At 59.9% G+C, this 17,617-nt stretch carries 15 protein-coding genes; 5 read left to right on the forward strand and 10 right to left on the reverse strand.

Annotated features, from left to right (window positions below; translation table 11 throughout):
• Positions 1-157: 157 nt before the first annotated feature.
• Both AABM55_RS29180 and ubiA read left to right on the forward strand, forming a co-directional pair.
• Entirely contained in the window at positions 158-721 is a 564-nt protein-coding gene (locus tag AABM55_RS29180; protein ID WP_347928405.1) for a chorismate lyase, read from the forward strand.
• Positions 721-1,611 (forward strand): 4-hydroxybenzoate octaprenyltransferase, encoded by an 891-nt coding sequence (gene ubiA, locus AABM55_RS29185; protein ID WP_054594753.1) that lies wholly within the window; start codon positions 721-723, stop codon positions 1,609-1,611. Before AABM55_RS29180 ends, ubiA begins: the two co-directional genes overlap by 1 nt.
• A 109-nt stretch (positions 1,612-1,720) precedes the next feature.
• Here the strand turns inward: ubiA and AABM55_RS29190 are convergent, their stop codons facing one another.
• Positions 1,721-2,098: a hypothetical protein gene (locus AABM55_RS29190; RefSeq protein ID WP_347928406.1), complete on the reverse strand. Its 378-nt coding sequence runs from the start codon at positions 2,096-2,098 to the stop codon at positions 1,721-1,723.
• 151 nt (positions 2,099-2,249) lie between these two features.
• On the opposite strand from AABM55_RS29190, the gene phoB reads away from it, so the two are divergent.
• The 3 genes from phoB (at position 2,250) to AABM55_RS29205 (ending at position 5,772) form a co-directional block, all read left to right on the forward strand.
• Entirely contained in the window at positions 2,250-2,939 is a 690-nt protein-coding gene (gene phoB / locus AABM55_RS29195) for a phosphate regulon transcriptional regulator PhoB (RefSeq protein WP_007896474.1), read from the forward strand.
• 81 nt (positions 2,940-3,020) lie between these two features.
• Positions 3,021-4,307, forward strand: coding sequence for a phosphate regulon sensor histidine kinase PhoR (gene phoR / locus AABM55_RS29200; protein ID WP_347930096.1), 1,287 nt, complete (start codon positions 3,021-3,023; stop codon positions 4,305-4,307).
• Between the two features lie 124 nt (positions 4,308-4,431).
• Positions 4,432-5,772, forward strand: a complete 1,341-nt coding sequence (locus tag AABM55_RS29205) for a hemolysin family protein (RefSeq protein WP_054594756.1) — start codon at positions 4,432-4,434, stop codon at positions 5,770-5,772.
• A 173-nt stretch (positions 5,773-5,945) separates the two neighbouring features.
• On the opposite strand, the gene AABM55_RS29210 is transcribed toward AABM55_RS29205, so the two are convergent.
• From AABM55_RS29210 to AABM55_RS29250, 9 genes are all read right to left on the reverse strand, one after another.
• Positions 5,946-6,842 (reverse strand): M23 family metallopeptidase, encoded by an 897-nt coding sequence (locus tag AABM55_RS29210; RefSeq protein WP_347928407.1) that lies wholly within the window; start codon positions 6,840-6,842, stop codon positions 5,946-5,948.
• A gap of 225 nt (positions 6,843-7,067) precedes the next feature.
• On the reverse strand, positions 7,068-7,457 hold the full coding sequence (locus AABM55_RS29215; protein WP_347928408.1) for a DUF6124 family protein: 390 nt from the start codon (positions 7,455-7,457) through the stop codon (positions 7,068-7,070).
• Between the two features lie 363 nt (positions 7,458-7,820).
• A complete protein-coding gene (locus AABM55_RS29220; protein ID WP_347928409.1) occupies positions 7,821-8,771 on the reverse strand; it encodes a response regulator in 951 nt (316 codons plus the stop codon).
• 180 nt (positions 8,772-8,951) lie between these two features.
• The gene (gene phoU / locus AABM55_RS29225; protein ID WP_054594760.1) at positions 8,952-9,713 is read right to left on the reverse strand and encodes a phosphate signaling complex protein PhoU; all 762 of its coding nucleotides are present in this window, start codon (positions 9,711-9,713) and stop codon (positions 8,952-8,954) included.
• A gap of 74 nt (positions 9,714-9,787) precedes the next feature.
• Entirely contained in the window at positions 9,788-10,621 is an 834-nt protein-coding gene (gene pstB / locus AABM55_RS29230; RefSeq protein ID WP_054594761.1) for a phosphate ABC transporter ATP-binding protein PstB, read from the reverse strand.
• 171 nt (positions 10,622-10,792) lie between these two features.
• Complete coding sequence (gene pstA / locus AABM55_RS29235) at positions 10,793-12,463, reverse strand: phosphate ABC transporter permease PstA (RefSeq protein WP_347928410.1); 1,671 nt, start codon at positions 12,461-12,463, stop codon at positions 10,793-10,795.
• A gap of 15 nt (positions 12,464-12,478) precedes the next feature.
• On the reverse strand, positions 12,479-14,761 hold the full coding sequence (locus AABM55_RS29240) for a phosphate ABC transporter permease (RefSeq protein WP_347928412.1): 2,283 nt from the start codon (positions 14,759-14,761) through the stop codon (positions 12,479-12,481).
• A 280-nt stretch (positions 14,762-15,041) separates the two neighbouring features.
• Positions 15,042-16,046: a phosphate ABC transporter substrate-binding protein PstS gene (locus AABM55_RS29245; RefSeq protein ID WP_054594764.1), complete on the reverse strand. Its 1,005-nt coding sequence runs from the start codon at positions 16,044-16,046 to the stop codon at positions 15,042-15,044.
• A gap of 179 nt (positions 16,047-16,225) precedes the next feature.
• Positions 16,226-17,524: an MFS transporter gene (locus tag AABM55_RS29250; RefSeq protein WP_103314794.1), complete on the reverse strand. Its 1,299-nt coding sequence runs from the start codon at positions 17,522-17,524 to the stop codon at positions 16,226-16,228.
• Positions 17,525-17,617: the final 93 nt, after the last annotated feature.

The following is a 17,617-nucleotide window of genomic DNA, read 5'->3' on the forward strand; positions in this document are numbered from 1 at the left end:
CACCCGATAAGGGTTTGCCGTCCGGCTCAAGGCGTTTTGTACTGATCGGGCGCAGCAGATGCAAGCCTGTTCGCCGCCACTACCCGGTCTGATCAGTCAATATCACCGACCGACATGGTAAGCTCGCCGCCTCATTTGCTGCCAATACTGACTCACTGTGCCGCACTCAAAACCCCTCGCCCCTGCTCTGTTCTGGCTGCCACAAAGCCAGCTGACCCCGCTACCCGACGCGCAAACCCTCGACTGGCTGTTCGATGAGGGCTCGCTCACCCGCCGCCTGACCCGTTTGTCGGATGACGGCTTCAGCGTGACGCCGCTGCTCGAAGGCTGGCAGCCTTTGCGCGCTGACGAATGCGCCGCACTGGAATTGCCCGAAGGCAGTGAAGGCTGGGTTCGCGAGGTGTATTTGCGCGGTCATGGCGAAGCTTGGGTGTTTGCCCGCAGTGTGGCGGCACGCAGTTCGCTGCAGGACGGCGGGTTGAATATGGATGAGTTGGGCAGCCGCTCCCTGGGCGAGCTGTTGTTTTGCGATCAGGCGTTCCAGCGCCGCGCCATCGAGGTTTGTCACTATCCTGTCGAGTGGTTGCCCAGCGAATCTCAAGCGCCGCAACTGTGGGGTCGGCGCTCGCGTTTCGACCGGGGGGACCTGAGCGTACTGGTTGCGGAAATATTCCTGCCAGCCCTGTGGCGCGCTGCCGGCGCGAATACGGAGAACTGCTGATGTACCAAAGTCTGCTCAAGTCATTGAATCGCGTGAATCCGCGCGCCTGGGACTTCATTCAGTTAACCCGCATGGACAAGCCCATCGGCATTTACCTGCTGTTGTGGCCAACGTTGTGGGCGCTGTGGATTGCCGGCAAAGGCTCGCCGTCATTGGCCAATATCGTGATTTTCGTCCTTGGCGTGGTGCTGACCCGCGCAGGTGGCTGCGTGATCAATGACTGGGCCGACCGGAAAGTCGACGGTCACGTGAAACGTACCGAACAGCGACCCTTGGTCAGCGGCAAGATCAGCTCCAAAGAAGCACTGGTGTTCTTCGCATTGCTGATGGGCGTGAGCTTCCTGCTGGTGCTCTGTACCAACGCAGCCACGGTCTGGCTGTCGTTTGGCGGTCTGGCGCTGGCCGCCACTTACCCGTTCATGAAGCGCTACACCTATTACCCGCAAGTGGTACTGGGCGCGGCGTTCTCCTGGGGCATGCCGATGGCGTTCACCGCCGAAACCGGTGAACTGCCGGCCATCGCCTGGTTGCTGTGGATTGCCAACCTGCTGTGGACCGTAGGCTACGACACCTATTACGCCATGACCGATCGCGACGACGATTTGAGGATTGGTGTGAAATCCACGGCGATTCTGTTTGGCGATGCCGATCGGGTGATCATTCTCACCCTGCAAGGCCTGGCCTTGGGGTGCTTGCTGCTGGCCGGATCGAAATTCGAGCTGGGCGGCTGGTTCCATCTCGGGCTGCTGGCTGCGGCCGCGTGCTTTGCCTGGGAGTTCTGGTACACCCGCGACAGGGACCGACTGAAGTGTTTCCGGGCCTTCCTGCATAACCATTGGGCCGGGTTGGCGATTTTCGTCGGGATCGTGCTGGACTACGCAACTCGCTGATACCCACGTCCCTGTAGCAGCTGGCCAAGCCTGCTGCTACGGATCGCGTAAAGGCAAACCCGCCCTCAAAGGGGCGGGTCTGCCAGAGGTTCAGATCATTGTGTATGGGTCAGTGCTTTGCCATGTGCCACATATTTTTGAAACCATCACCGTTTTTGTCGCCGGGCTTCATGTCCATTTTGTAGGTGTACATCGGCTTGCCGTCGTAAGCCCACTGCATCATGCCGTCATCACGCTTGATGACCGTCCATTCACCTTCAGCCTTGGCGCCTGCCGGGGCCATCATCGGTGGCCAGGTCTTGGCGCAATCACCGTTACACATCGACTTGCCGCCTGTGTCCTTGTCGAACGTATACAAGGTCATGCCCTTTTGATCGACCATCATGCCGTTCTTCATCATTGCCGGCTCGGCAGCGAGCGCGAGTGTCGGTAATGCCAGGGCAGCGGCCAACACCAGGGCTTTGAACGATTGAGCGTAGTGAGTCATGGAAACCTTCCTTTGTGGTTGTCAGGATTCGAACTTAGAGCGTAGTTCAGGATTGCGCTGATCGCCGCACGGCTAAAATACTGTCACACGACTGCAATAATTCCGTTATCTAATGCGGCGCAAGACAGTTAAATGACAAGAGGATTAAGGCATGGTTGGCAGGAGCATTCTGATCGTCGACGACGAAGCGCCCATTCGCGAAATGATCGCCGTTGCGTTGGAAATGGCCGGCTATGACTGCCTGGAGGCCGAAAACTCCCAACAGGCCCACGCCATCATTGTCGACCGTAAACCGGACCTGATCCTGCTCGACTGGATGCTTCCCGGCACGTCAGGCATCGAGTTGGCCCGCCGTCTCAAGCGTGATGAGCTGACCGGGGACATCCCGATCATCATGCTGACCGCCAAGGGCGAAGAGGACAACAAGATCCAGGGCCTGGAAGTCGGCGCCGATGACTACATTACCAAGCCGTTTTCACCGCGCGAGTTGGTTGCGCGCCTGAAAGCCGTGCTGCGTCGTGCCGGCCCTACCGATGGCGAAGCACCGATCGAAGTCGGCGGCCTGCTGCTGGACCCGATCAGCCACCGCGTGACCATCGACGGCAAGCCCGCCGAGATGGGCCCGACCGAATACCGCTTGTTGCAGTTTTTCATGACCCATCAGGAACGCGCCTACACCCGCGGGCAATTGCTCGATCAGGTCTGGGGCGGCAATGTGTATGTCGAAGAGCGCACCGTCGACGTGCACATTCGTCGTTTGCGCAAAGCTCTCGGCGATGCCTACGAGAATCTGGTACAAACCGTGCGTGGCACCGGCTACCGGTTTTCTACCAAGGCCTGAGCCGGCCCTTACCTGCTCGACACGCTGACAAGGACGCAAGTTTAAGTGAACCAAAACTGGCATGGCACTCTGATCCGCCACATGCTGTTACTGGTCACCGGCTGCCTGGTGATCGGCCTGATTACTGGCTATTACGGCTGGAGCCTGGCCGCAGGCCTGGGCATTTACCTGGCCTGGACCCTCAAGCAATTGCTGCGCCTGCACGAGTGGCTGCGCCTGCAAAAGCCCGACGAACCACCACCCGATGGCTATGGCCTGTGGGGCGAAGTGTTCGACAGCATCTACCACCTGCAACGGCGCGATCAGCGCGTGCGCGGACGCCTGCAAGCGGTGATCGACCGGGTTCAGGAGTCCACCGCAGCGTTGAAAGACGCGGTGGTCATGCTCGACAGCGACGGCAACCTGGAATGGTGGAACCGCGCCGCCGAAACCCTGCTGGGCCTCAAGACCCCGCAAGACAGCGGTCAGCCGGTGACCAATCTGGTGCGTCATCCGCGCTTCAAGGAATATTTCGAGCAGGACAACTATGCCGAGCCGCTGGAAATCCCTTCGCCGACCAACGACCGGATGCGGATTCAGCTGTACATCACCCGTTACGGCAACAACGAACACTTGATGCTGGTGCGCGACGTCACCCGCATTCATCAGCTTGAGCAAATGCGCAAAGACTTCATCGCCAATGTCTCCCACGAACTGCGCACGCCGTTGACGGTGATCTGCGGCTACCTGGAAACCCTGCTCGATAACGTCGAAGAGGTGAATCCGCGCTGGAGCCGTGCGTTGCAGCAAATGCAGCAACAGGGCGGACGCATGCAGACGCTGCTCAATGACTTGCTGCTCTTGGCCAAGCTCGAAGCCACCGATTACCCGTCGGACAACCAGCCGGTGCCGATCGACAACCTGCTGCAATCGATCAAGAGTGATGCCCAGGCGCTGTCCGGGCAGCGCAACCAGCACATCACCCTGGAAGCCGATCCGTCGATTATGCTCAAGGGCAGTGAAGCCGAGTTACGCAGCGCGTTCTCGAACCTGGTGTTCAACGCCGTCAAATACACTCTGGACGGCGGCAATATCCGCATCCGCTGGTGGGGTGATGAACAAGGCGCGCACCTCAGCGTGCAGGACTCGGGAATCGGCATCGACAACAAACACCTGCCGCGCCTGACCGAGCGCTTCTACCGCGTCGACTCCAGCCGCAACTCCAATACCGGCGGCACCGGGCTGGGCCTGGCCATCGTCAAACACGTTTTGTTACGTCATCGTGCGCGAATGGAGATCAGCAGCGTGCTCGGCCATGGCAGCACGTTCACCTGCCATTTCGCGCCGGCACAGGTGACAAAATCGCGGGTCAACTCGCTGACCGACTAGCGCGAACGTTGACTGAACACTAGGCAATCGCCCTGTCAGCCGCTACATTGGCTGACTTGGGCCTGCCTTTCAGGCTCGGCAATCCCCTTTCTTTTCGAATATACGGAACCCGCAAAACTCCATCATGGACCCTTCCCCTGGCGTGACCCTCGCTTCACTCTTCGCCGATTTCGGCATGATTCTTTTTGCACTGATCCTGGTTTTGCTCAACGGCTTCTTCGTTGCGGCGGAATTTGCCATGGTCAAACTTCGCTCGACCAAGGTCGAGGCCATTGCCCATAAAAACGGCTGGCGCGGGCAGATCCTGCGCACCGTACACAGTCAGCTCGACGCTTACCTGTCGGCGTGTCAACTGGGTATCACCCTCGCCTCCCTGGGCCTTGGCTGGGTCGGTGAACCGGCGTTCGCGCACATTCTCGAACCGTTGCTGAGCGCAGTCGGCGTCAACTCGCCGGAAGTGGTCAAGGGCGTGTCGTTCTTCACCGCCTTCTTTATCATTTCGTACCTGCACATCGTGGTCGGCGAACTGGCCCCAAAATCCTGGGCCATCCGCAAACCCGAGCTGCTGTCGCTGTGGACGGCGGTGCCGCTGTACCTGTTCTACTGGGCGATGTACCCGGCCATTTACCTGCTTAATGCCAGCGCCAACACGATCCTGCGGATTGCTGGCCAAGGTGAACCCGGCCCTCATCACGAGCACCATTACAGCCGCGAAGAACTGAAACTGATCCTGCACTCCAGCCGCGGCCAGGACCCGAGCGACCAAGGCATGCGCGTACTTGCCTCGGCCGTGGAAATGGGCGAGCTGGAAGTGGTCGACTGGGCCAACTCCCGGGAAGACCTGGTGACGCTGGAGTTCAACGCGCCGCTCAAGGAAATCCTTGCGCTGTTCCGTCGTCACAAATTCAGCCGCTACCCGGTGTACGACAGCGAACGCCAGGAGTTCGTCGGCCTGCTGCACATCAAGGACCTGCTGCTGGAACTGGCGGCGCTGGACCACATTCCCGAGTCGTTCAACCTGGCCGAGCTGACCCGCCCGCTGGAACGCGTATCGCGGCACATGCCGTTGTCGCAGTTGCTGGAGCAGTTCCGCAAGGGCGGTTCGCACTTTGCCCTGGTTGAAGAAGCCGACGGCAACGTCATCGGCTACCTGACCATGGAAGACGTGCTGGAAGTGCTGGTCGGCGACATCCAGGACGAACACCGCAAGGCCGAACGCGGGATCCTCGCCTACCAGCCAGGCAAATTGCTGGTGCGCGGTGACACACCGCTGTTCAAGGTCGAACGCCTGCTGGGCATCGATCTGGACCACGTCGAAGCGGAAACTCTCGCCGGGCTGGTCTACGAAACCCTGAAACGGGTGCCGGAAGAGGAAGAAGTGCTGGAAGTCGAAGGTTTGCGGATCATCATCAAAAAGATGAAAGGCCCGAAGATCATTTTGGCCAAGGTGCTGATGCTCGATTGAACCCTGCGCGAGCCCGCTGTTGTGGCGAGGGAGCTTGCTCCCGCTGGGTCGCGTAGCGGCCCCAAACCCTGCAATCGCACTCGTCCTGACAGACCGAGCTGATCTGTTTGGGGACGGCTTCGCCGTCCAGCGGGAGCAAGCTCCCTCGCCACAATTGATCGCAGTGACCTGGATTATTGCTTGCCGAGCGCAAAGTTCGGCAAGCTGCCCACCGGTTGATTGAACTGGTACGGAATCGACACCAGCCCCAACCCGCTATTGCGCTGCACCACGAAGTGCAGGTGCGGCCCGCTGCTGTTGCCGGTATTGCCCGACAACCCCAGCGCACTGCCGACTGCCACCCGCTGACCTTCGCGCACACACACCGAACCGCGCTTAAGGTGCAGGTACACGCCCATGGTCCCGTCATCGTGCAGCACTCGCACGAAATTGCCCGACGGCTCGGTGCCGCGTCCGCTCTGGTGGTTTTCGGTCTTCACCACCACCCCGCCACGCGCCGCGATGATCGGCGTGCCTTCAGGCATCGCGATGTCCATGGCATAACGGTTCTTGACCCCAAAATGGCTGTATCGGCCATTAGGTCCCTGAGTCAGGTGAAACGGGCCGCCACGCCACGGCAGCGGATACCGATAGGCCAGCGTGGTATCTGTGGGGTTGCCCAGCGAATAGTTGAACGTCGGGGTATAGGCCAGCGGCTTGCCCGGCGTAATCGCCGTGAGCAACGCCAGACGCACGGTGCTGCGCGCCGGCAACACCCGGCGGATCGGCTGTGCCGGCGCACCGTTGACATTCTTCAGCCCGGTGAAGCTCAGCTCGACCTCTACCGGCGCATACAAATCGTTGCGCACAAACACACTGTGCGTGTCCCTCTGCTTCTTGATATCGAGAAGTACCTGGCGCTCAAGGTGCTCCTCCATGCGGTCGCGGAACACAAAGATCCGCGCACCATGGGATGGGCGGTCACTGTAGGAGACCACACCCGTCACGCTGGTGGATTTATAAATAGTGATGGCCACAGCCGAGGTGGAGGCCATGAACAGACCACAGAAAAACAGCAATCGCGCGAACATAGGCAAGGTTCTGTCGAGGAAGGCCTGAAAACAGCCTAGCAGCCAGAATCGACCTGCGTAGTCGGCAGATGTTTCAAATGATCGCTCCCAAACCTTTGATGATCGTTCCCACGCTCCCGCGTGGGAATGCATCCTGTGACGCTCTGCGTCACGCACCAAAGCGGACGCGGAGCGTCTGGGGCGGCATTCCCACGCAGAGCGTGGGAACGATCAACTAACGATCAGCTACATCTTGACCCGGTACTCCGTTGGGTTCGGTGGGTCGAGGTTGTCCATGGCGCGGTCGATCAGCAGTTGGGCGCCTTCGGCCATGCGGTAGATGGCGAGGGCGACGTTGCGGCGGGAGCCTTCGATTTCGAAGGCGAGGTCGCCGGCGATGGCTTTGATGGAGGCGATGTCTTCAGAGGCGTTGGCCAGGAGGCTGTCGGTGTCGACACCGGGGGCGACGATGAAGAGTTGGCCTTTGCGGGCATCGGCCAGGTGGATTTTGGGTGGGGGCGTGCCCAGATGGTGGTCGAGGGCGCGTTCGGCGGCTTCGTGGAGCTTTTTCGAATCGATGGATTCGTAGGGGGAAGTTGCTGGGTCTTCTGGTGGATTTGGTGTTGGCTTAAACATAGGTGAAACTCCGCAATATGGAGCTGACCCTGTTTCGCTTGCACTTCGAAAGAGGTGGCAGCTGTGCATAGGTGTGCAAGACCGGCGGAGTTACCCGGCAGACCCGAAGGTCTCCCATACACAGCAGCCATAACGATTCGCGAGCATAGAAAAACGCTCGATGAATTGCCATAACCCATTGTGTACCCCGCCGGACTTGCACGTCCGTGTCACCGTTTTTTGGTGACAAGGTGAGACTAGCCGCGAACCACTGGCCGGACTAGTTACCGAACACCGCTACAACTTGAAGGAAATGTCCGAGGAAGTGGGGCTGTGATGATCGTTCCCACGCTCTGTATGGGAACGATCAGAGAGGTGAGGTACTTACGCGCCCGGTACGAAATGCTTCTGCGCCGTGCCGCGGGCGATCAGGCGGGAGATGTAGTCGAGCTTTTGCGCGTCCTGGTCGACGAAGCGGAAGGTCAGTTGCAGCCAGTCGCTATCGGGTTTCGGCTCGTGAGCGACGATGGCGTGCAGGTAGCCGTTCAGGCGGGCGACTTCGGCGTTGTCGCCCTGCTCCAGGTCGAGCACGGCGCTGTCGAGCACTTGCGGCAGGGTGTCGGTGCGCTTAACCACCAACAAGGCTTCCTTGATGCTCAACGCTTTGATGACGCAGGGCTGAGTACCACTGGGCAGGCGCAGTTGACCTTGGCCACGACCACCGGCCGGGGCCGCGGACGCCGCTGGTGCCTTGACCGGCGGGCTGTTGAGCAGACCGCGAGAAGGCGCGGCAGCGGCAGCCGGTGTGGCGGCGGCGGGCTTGGCGAACGGATTGACCGCAGTCGCTGCAGGGGCGACGACAGCAGCCTTGCCGCCCGTGAGCGCGCTGAGGGAGTCGTTGCCGAACGCCGAATTCATCTTGGTGGGTGCGCTGTTCATCAAGGTGTCGAGTTTGCCGACCTTGTTCAACGCCTGCTTGACCTTGGTCAACAGCTGCTCGTTGGTGAACGGTTTGCTGACATAGCCAGAAACGCCGGCCTGAATCGCCTGAACCACGTTTTCCTTGTCGCCACGGCTGGTAACCATGACAAACGGCATGCTCTTGAGATTGTCCTGCTCACGGCACCAGGTGAGGAGTTCGAGGCCAGACATTTCCGGCATTTCCCAGTCGCACAGGACCAGGTCGAATGCTTCCTTGGCCAGCATGGCCTGGGCCTTTTTGCCGTTGACGGCATCTTCGGTCCGGATACCCGGGAAGTAGTTGCGCAGGCACTTCTTTACCAGGTCGCGAATAAACGACGCATCGTCCACGACCAACACACTGATCTTGCTCATCCAACACCCCTATAAAAATCCCGGCAAGCATAACGCTGGCTGATGGCACTTTGCCAAAACTCTTCAGTCACGCCGGGACTTTTCGTTCGCGGGTGCTGCTTTTTCATTCGGCGTTTCAATTCGAAAGCCACACAAACAAAAACGCCCGACCACAAGGCCGGGCGCTTTACTTGGGCAATCTTACTTATCGTCAGCTTTGCCCGGAACATTAGCGCTTTCGGCACTTGTGCCTTCAACTTCTTCCTTCATGCGCTTGAGGCCCAGGTGACGGACATCGGTACCGCGCACCAGGTAAATCACCAACTCGGAAATATTGCGCGCGTGGTCGCCAATCCGCTCCAGCGAACGCAGCACCCAAATGATGCTCAAGACCCGCGTGATCGAACGCGGATCTTCCATCATGTAGGTCGCCAGCTCGCGCAGCGCGGTCTTGTATTCACGGTCGATGACCTTGTCGTACTGGGCCACCGACAGCGCCAGCTCGGCGTCGAAGCGAGCGAAGGCATCCAGTGCGTCGCGAACCATGTTGCGCACCTGGTCGCCGATGTGCCGAACTTCGACATAACCGCGCGGGGCCTCGCCTTCTTCGCACAGCTGGATGGCACGGCGGGCGATTTTGGTCGCTTCATCGCCGATGCGTTCCAGGTCGATCACCGACTTGGAGATGCTGATGATCAACCGCAAGTCCGATGCAGCCGGCTGACGACGGGCCAGAATGCGCAGGCATTCTTCATCGATATTGCGTTCCATCTGATTGATCTGGTCGTCGATCTCACGCACTTGCTGGGCCAGGCCCGAGTCCGCTTCGATCAGTGCAGTGACCGCGTCATTGACCTGCTTCTCGACCAGCCCGCCCATGGCCAGGAGGTGGCTGCGCACTTCCTCGAGCTCAGCGTTGAACTGCTGGGAGATGTGGTGGGTAAGGCCTTCTTTACTAATCATGTTGGCGTCCTTGGAGCGTCCGGTAAGGTGCGGTCTACCGCAGCGATGGTTAAGCGAGCAACGCTATCGGCATCCTAGCCATAACGACCGGTGATGTAGTCTTCGGTCTGCTTCTTCGCCGGATTGGTGAACAGGGTATCGGTGTCGCCGAATTCCACCAGTTTGCCCATGTACATGAACGCCGTGTAGTCGGAAACCCGCGCGGCCTGTTGCATGTTGTGGGTCACGATGACAATGGTGAACTTGGATTTCAGTTCGTAGATCAGCTCTTCGACTTTCAGAGTCGAGATCGGGTCGAGTGCCGAACACGGTTCGTCGAGCAGCAGCACTTCCGGCTCGACCGCGATGGTACGAGCGATCACCAGACGTTGCTGCTGACCACCGGACAAGCCCAGGGCCGACTCGTGCAGACGGTCTTTCACTTCATCCCAGAGTGCCGCGCCTTTCAACGCCCACTCGACGGCTTCATCGAGCACGCGTTTTTTGTTGATGCCCTGAATACGCAGGCCGTAGACCACGTTTTCATAGATGGTTTTCGGGAACGGGTTCGGCTTCTGGAACACCATGCCGACGCGACGACGCAGTTCGGCCACGTCTTCGCCCTTGCGGTAGATGTTGTTGCCGTAGAGGTTGATCTCACCTTCGACACGGCAGCCATCGACCAGATCGTTCATCCGGTTGAAGGTGCGCAACAGCGTTGACTTGCCGCAACCGGACGGGCCGATGAATGCGGTCACGCGCTGCTTGGGAATGTTCATGCTGACGTCGAACAGCGCTTGTTTGTCGCCGTAGAACAGGCTCAGGCTCGGCACTTCGATGGCCACGGTTTCCTGTGCCAGGTTCAGGCTCTGTTTGTCGCGACCCAGGGCCGACATGTTGATGCCGTGGGTATGTGTTTCGTGCTGCATGGGAAACTCCCTGTGCTAACAAATTCGGTTCGGTTGACCGCAGGCCTGGCCTGCGATTACGCAATTCTTTGTAGGAGCAAGGCTTGCCTGCGATGGGGCCGGTGAGTGTTAACCGGTTCAACGCGGTGATGCCATCGCGAGCAAGCTTTGCTCCTACAGGGTCGGTGGTGATTAGCTATCCAAAGCTTTGTATTTCTCGCGCAGGTGGTTACGGATCCACACTGCCGACAGGTTGAGCGTGGCGATCACCAGCACCAGCAGCAGCGCTGTGGCGTACACCAGCGGTCGTGCGGCTTCGACGTTCGGGCTCTGGAAGCCGACGTCATAAATGTGGAAGCCCAGGTGCATGATTTTCTGGTCGAGGTGCAAGTACGGGTAGTTGCCGTCCACCGGCAGCGACGGCGCCAGTTTCACCACACCCACGAGCATCAGCGGCGCCACTTCACCGGCGGCGCGGGCCACGGCGAGGATCATCCCGGTCATCATCGCCGGGCTGGCCATCGGCAGCACGATCTTCCACAAGGTTTCAGCCTTGGTCGCGCCGAGGGCCAACGAGCCTTCACGCACGGTGCGAGGAATCCGCGCCAGGCCTTCTTCGGTGGCCACGATCACCACCGGCACCGCCAGCAGCGCCAGGGTCAGCGAGGCCCAGAGCAGGCCCGGCGTACCGAACGTCGGCGCCGGCAAGGCTTCAGGGAAGAACAAACGGTCAACCGAGCCGCCGAGTACGTAAACGAAGAAGCCTAGACCGAACACGCCGTAAACGATCGCCGGAACGCCCGCTAGGTTGTTCACCGCGATGCGGATCAAGCGGGTCATCGGCCCCTGGCGTGCATATTCACGCAGGTAGACCGCTGCCAGTACGCCGAATGGAGTAACGATCATCGCCATGATCAGGGTCATCATCACGGTGCCGAAGATCGCCGGGAAGATCCCGCCTTCGGTGTTGGCTTCACGCGGGTCGTCGCTGAGGAATTCCCAGACCTTGTTGAAGTAGAAACCCAGCTTGGTCAGGTAGCTCATGGCGTTCGGCTGGTAGGCATGAACCACTTTGCCGATGCCGATTTCAACTTCTTTGCCGTTGGCATCGCGAGCGGTCAGGCTGTCGCGGTTGAACTGCGCGTGCAGGTCGCTCAGGCGTGCCTCGACGTCTTTATAACGAGCGTTCAGCTCAGCGCGCTCAGTGTCCATGTCGGCTTGCGCGGTCGGATCGAGCTTGCCTTCAAGCTCCAGCTTGCGGCCGTGCAGGCGAATCCGCTCAAGGCCTGCGTTGATCGCGCCGATGTCGGTTTTTTCGAGGCTTTTGAGTTGTGCCGCGAGCTTGTTGACGCGGTCCACCCGCGCTTGCAGCTCCGGCCAGGCCGCTTCGCCTTCAGCGATGACCTTGCCGTCCTGTTTGACGTTGAGCAGGTAGCCGTAGAAGTTGCCCCACTCACGGCGCTCGATGGTCATCAATTCACGCGGTGTGCTCTGGTCGGTCAGCCACTCGCCGACGATCCAGGTGAAGTCATTGCCGTTGATGTCACGGTTGCCGACCTTGATCAGCTCGCGGGTCATGAATTCCGGACCTTGGCCCGGCACAGGCAAACCTGCGGTTTTCAGACGCTCACGCGGCACTTCTTCCTTCTGCACCACTTCGCCGATGACGACATGGTTGGCCTGGCCCGGCACGTTGTAACTGGCGTGCATCAGGTCTGCCGGCCAGAAGTGGCCCAGACCGCGCACGGCAATCACCGCCAGCAAACCAATGGTCATGATGACCGCGATGGACACCGCGCCACCGCTGATCCAGACGCCGGGGGCGCCGCTCTTGAACCATCCTTTCAGGGAGTTCTGTTTCACAGACTTCTACCTTTCTTAAAGCGACGAGTATTTCTTGCGCAGACGCTGACGGATCAGCTCCGCGAGGGTGTTCATGATGAAGGTGAACAACAGCAGCACCAGCGCCGAGAGGAACAACACGCGGTAGTGACTGCCGCCGACTTCCGATTCGGGCATCTCTACCGCGACGTTGGCGGCCAGGGTGCGCAGACCTTCGAACAGGTTCATTTCCATGACCGGGGTGTTACCGGTGGCCATCAACACGATCATGGTTTCCCCGACCGCACGGCCCATGCCGATCATCAGTGCCGAGAAAATGCCCGGGCTGGCGGTCAGGATCACCACGCGAGTCATGGTCTGCCATGGCGTGGCGCCGAGAGCCAGGGAGCCCAGCGTCAGGCCGCGCGGCACGCTGAACACGGCGTCTTCGGCGATCGAGTAGATGTTCGGGATCACCGCAAAGCCCATGGCCAACCCGACGACCAGAGCGTTGCGCTGGTCATAGGTGATGCCCAGGTCGTGGGAGATCCACATGCGCATGTCGCCGCCGAAGAACCACGCTTCCATGTACGGGCTCATGAACAGCGACAACCAGCCCACAAACAGAATCACCGGGATCAGGATCGCGCTTTCCCAGCCGTCCGGCACTTTCAGACGAATCGACTCGGGCAGGCGACTGAAGATGAAGCCGGCTACCAGAATGCCGATCGGCAAGAGCATCAACAGGCTGAAGATGCCCGGCAAGTGCCCTTCCACATACGGTGCGAGGAACAGGCCGGCGAAGAAGCCGAGGATCACCGTCGGCATCGCCTCCATCAATTCGATGACCGGTTTGACCTTGCGGCGCATGCCCGGCGCCATGAAGTAGGCGGTGTAGATCGCCGCAGCGACCGCCAGCGGTGCAGCCAGCAGCATCGCGTAGAACGCGGCTTTCAGCGTACCGAAGGTCAGTGGCGAAAGGCTCATCTTGGGTTCGAAGTCGGTGTTGGCCGCGGTCGATTGCCAGACGTATTTAGGCTCGTCGTAGTTTTCGTACCAGACCTTGCTCCACAGCGCGCTCCACGAAACTTCCGGGTGCGGGTTGTCGAGCAGCAGCGGTTGCAGCTTGCCGCCCTGCTCCACAATGATCCGGTTGGCACGCGGCGACAGACCGAAGAGGCCTGCGCCATCCACCACCTGATCCACCAGCAAGGTGCGGTGAGCGGTGCTGTGGAACACCCCGAGCTTGCCGGCAGTGTCGAGGGCGACGAAGCCTTTGCGACGCTCTTCGGCGGTGATTTCAACGATCGGCGTGGTGCCCATCTGGAAGGTGCGGATCTGTTTCAGCCGTTGCTCGCCATCGGTATCGCGAGCCATGAACCACTGGGCCAGACCACCCTTGGAGTCGCCGATGATCAGCGAGATGCCGCCCACCAGTTGAGTACTGGCGGTCACTTGCGCTTCGCCGTCATCCAGCAGTTTGTAGCGACCGTTGAGGCTCTTGTCGCTCAGGCTGAAGACATCGGCCTGGGCGCGACCGTTGACCACGTACAGCCACTGCTGACGCGGGTCGACGAAGATGTTCTTCACCGGTTCGGTCATTTGCGGCAGTTCAATGCGCTTCTGCTCGTTGGTGACCTCACCGGTCATCATGTTTTCTTCGCTACTCAGCGACAGCACATGCAATTGCGAACCGGTAGAGCCAGCGAGCAGCAGGGTCGAGTCGGTCGCATTGAGGCTGATGTGCTCCAGGGCACCGCCCTGCTCGTTCAATGCAATCGGCGTTTCGTCGTACGGGAATTCGATGGCCGGCGAGATGGTTTTCTTGCCTTCCGGGTAAGTGACTTTATAGGTGTGACGGAACACCAGTGCCTGACCGTTGGACAAGCCCACGACGACCAGCGGATGGCCGGGCTGGTCTTTACCAATGGCGGTTACGCTGGTGCCGGCCGGGATCGGCAGGTCAATGCGGCTTAGCTCGGCGCCACTGTCGACGTCGAAAAACAGCGCCTGGCCCTTGTCGGAAACCCGCATGGCGACCTGGTTCTGTTCTTCGAGGGAGATCATCAGCGGTTTGCCGGCGTCTTGCATCCAGGCCGGGGTGATCGCGTCTTTAGCGGTCAGGTTGGCGCCCTGAAACAGTGGCGCAACGACGTAGCCAAGAAAGAAGAAGATCAGCGTGATCGCGCCGAGTACGGCGAGGCCGCCGACGAGGACGTACCAGCGGGTCAGGCGGTCTTTGAGCGCGCGGATGCGGCGCTTGCGTTGGAGCTCAGGCGTATTGAAGTCAATTCGCTTGGGGGGATTGGTAGTCATGGTGGAATTGGCCAGATCATTCATGCGCACACCCTAGCGATCCTGTATGACAGAAAGATGACAATGCAGTGACGCAACAAATCCGCCGCCCGTGTGAACTGGCAGCGGACTGGAAAATTGGGAGGTAGGAGCAATCTGTGGCGAGGGGGCTTGCCCCCGTTGGGGAGCGAAGCTCCCCCTAAAATCAGTCACCGCATTCTAAGCATCGACCGATTTACGACTGCTTCGCAGTCGAGCGGGGGCAAGCCCCCTCGCCACACCAGCCTCACTCCTACAGATCCGGGGCTAGCCCCGAATCAGGGTTTTACTTTTTTGCGACTTCAGCGCCGCCCTCTTGCAGACCCAGGTCAGCCAGTGCCTTGGCGGCAACTTTGGCTGGCAGTGGGATGTAGCCGTCTTTCACGACAACTTCCTGACCCTGTTTGGACAGAACCAGCTTCACGAACTCGGCTTCCAGCGGGGCCAGAGGCTTGTTCGGGGCTTTGTTGACGTAAACGTAGAGGAAACGCGACAGCGGGTATTTGCCGTTCAGGGCGTTTTCTTCGCTGTCTGCGATGTAGTCAGTGCTGCCTTTCTTGGCCAGAGCCACAGTCTTCACGCTAGCGGTTTTGTAGCCGATGCCCGAGTAACCGATACCGTTCAGCGAAGAGCTGATCGATTGCACGACCGAAGCCGAGCCTGGTTGTTCGTTGACGTTTGGCTTGTAGTCGCCTTTGCACAGGGCTTCTTCTTTGAAGTAGCCGTACGTGCCGGATACCGAGTTACGGCCGAACAGTTGAACCGGCTTGTTGGCCAGGTCGCCGGTCACGCCCAGGTCGCCCCAGGTTTTGACTTCTGCTTTAGCGCCGCACAGACGAGTCGAGGAGAAGATTGCGTCGACTTGTTCCATGGTCAGGTGCTGGATCGGGTTGTCTTTGTGCACGAACACGGCCAAGGCATCCACGGCAACCGGGATAGCGGTTGGCTTGTAGCCGTACTTCTGCTCGAAGGCTGCCAGTTCGGTGTCCTTCATCTTGCGGCTCATCGGGCCCAGGTTGGAGGTGCCTTCAGTCAACGCAGGTGGCGCGGTGGCGGAGCCAGCGGCCTGAATCTGGATGTTTACGTTCGGGTATTCTTTTTTGTAGTTCTCAGCCCACAGGGTCATGAGGTTAGCCAGGGTATCGGAACCGACGCTGGACAGGTTGCCCGAAACACCAGTGGCTTTGGTATAAGCCGGGATGGCTGGGTCTACACCAGCGGCTACCGCGTTGGCAGTTGCAACGCCAGCAGCGACAAACGTCATTGCCGCCATCAAACGCTTCAGTTTCATGCCTTACTCCTAGCAAATAGGGTGTGTTAAGTCGGGGCCAAGTATCGGCAGGCCGTGTGAACACTCTATGACCTGAATATGACAATTAGATGAAAGGCCAGCATTCCCTGGGAATACCGGCCTTTGGGGTACACCCGCAAAGGGGTGTGAGGGGGGCTGCGATCTTTTGATTCAATGAATCAACGGTTGTTCTTCCAGAGGTAACCGCCCACCAGGATGCCAATGCTGCAGATGATTGCCACATAGTAGGCAGGCCCCATCGGGCTCTCCTTGAGCAGCAGGGTGACGACCATCGGGGTCAGGCCGCCAAAGATCGCGTAGGCCAGGTTGTAGGAGAACGACAGGCCGCTGAAGCGCACCACGGCCGGGAACGCCTTGACCATCACGAATGGCACCGCGCCGATGGTGCCGACGAACAGGCCGGTCAGCGCGTACAGCGGGAATAGCCAGTCGGGGTGATTGAACAGGCTGTGGTAGAAAGTCCAGGACGTCGCCAGCAGCGCTGCGCTGCCAAACACGAACACCCGGCCAGCGCCGAAGCGATCCGCCAACGCGCCGGAGATCACACAACCCAGGCTCAGGCACACGATGGCCACGCTATTGGCTTGCAGCGCGGTCGTGGCCGAGAAGTGATAAATGGTTTGCAGCACCGTCGGGGTCATCAGAATCACCACGATGATCCCGGCCGACAGCAGCCAGGTCAGCAGCATCGAGATGGCGATGGCGCCGCGATGGTCACGCAGTACCGCACGCAGCGGCACTTCTTCGGCCAGCGCCTTACGCAGTTGCAGCTCGGCGAACACCGGGGTTTCGTGCAGCCAGCGGCGCAGGTAGACCGAGAACAGACCAAACACACCGCCGAGCAGGAACGGGATCCGCCAGGCGTAATCAGCCACTTGTTCAGCGGAATAGAGGCTGTTGATTGCGGTGGCGACCAGCGAGCCGAGCAGGATGCCGGCAGTCAGGCCGCACGTCAGCGTGCCGCAAGCGTAGCCGATGTGTCGCTGCGGCACGTGTTCGGAAACGAATACCCAGGCCCCCGGCACTTCACCGCCAATCGCCGCGCCCTGGATCACTCGCATCAGCAGCAACAGGATCGGCGCCCACAGGCCGATCTGCGCGTATGTCGGCAGCAAGCCCATGATCAGCGTCGGTACGGCCATCATGAAAATGCTCAGGGTGAACATTTTCTTGCGCCCCAGCAGGTCGCCGAAGTGCGCCATGACGATGCCGCCCAGTGGTCGCGCCAGGTAACCGGCGGCAAAGATGCCGAAGGTCTGCATCAGCCGCAGCCACTCGGGCATGTCCGCCGGGAAGAACAACTTGCCAACCACCGTGGCGAAGAACACGAAGATGATGAAGTCGTAAAACTCCAGCGCGCCGCCCAAGGCGGAAAGCGACAGTGTCTTGTAGTCGTTACCGGTCAAGGGGCGCGCAGGTTGCGCGGGTGTCGCGATGCTCGATGGCGCTGTGGTCATGGCAAGGGCTTCTCTTATAGTCAGATCCGCAACCCCAACAACGCTGGCAGGGGCTTGGGCAGGTTCGGCACGATAGCAAATTGTTCGAAAAAG

It is taken from the genome of Pseudomonas helvetica, assembly GCF_039908645.1.
GTDB lineage: Bacteria > Pseudomonadota > Gammaproteobacteria > Pseudomonadales > Pseudomonadaceae > Aquipseudomonas > Aquipseudomonas helvetica.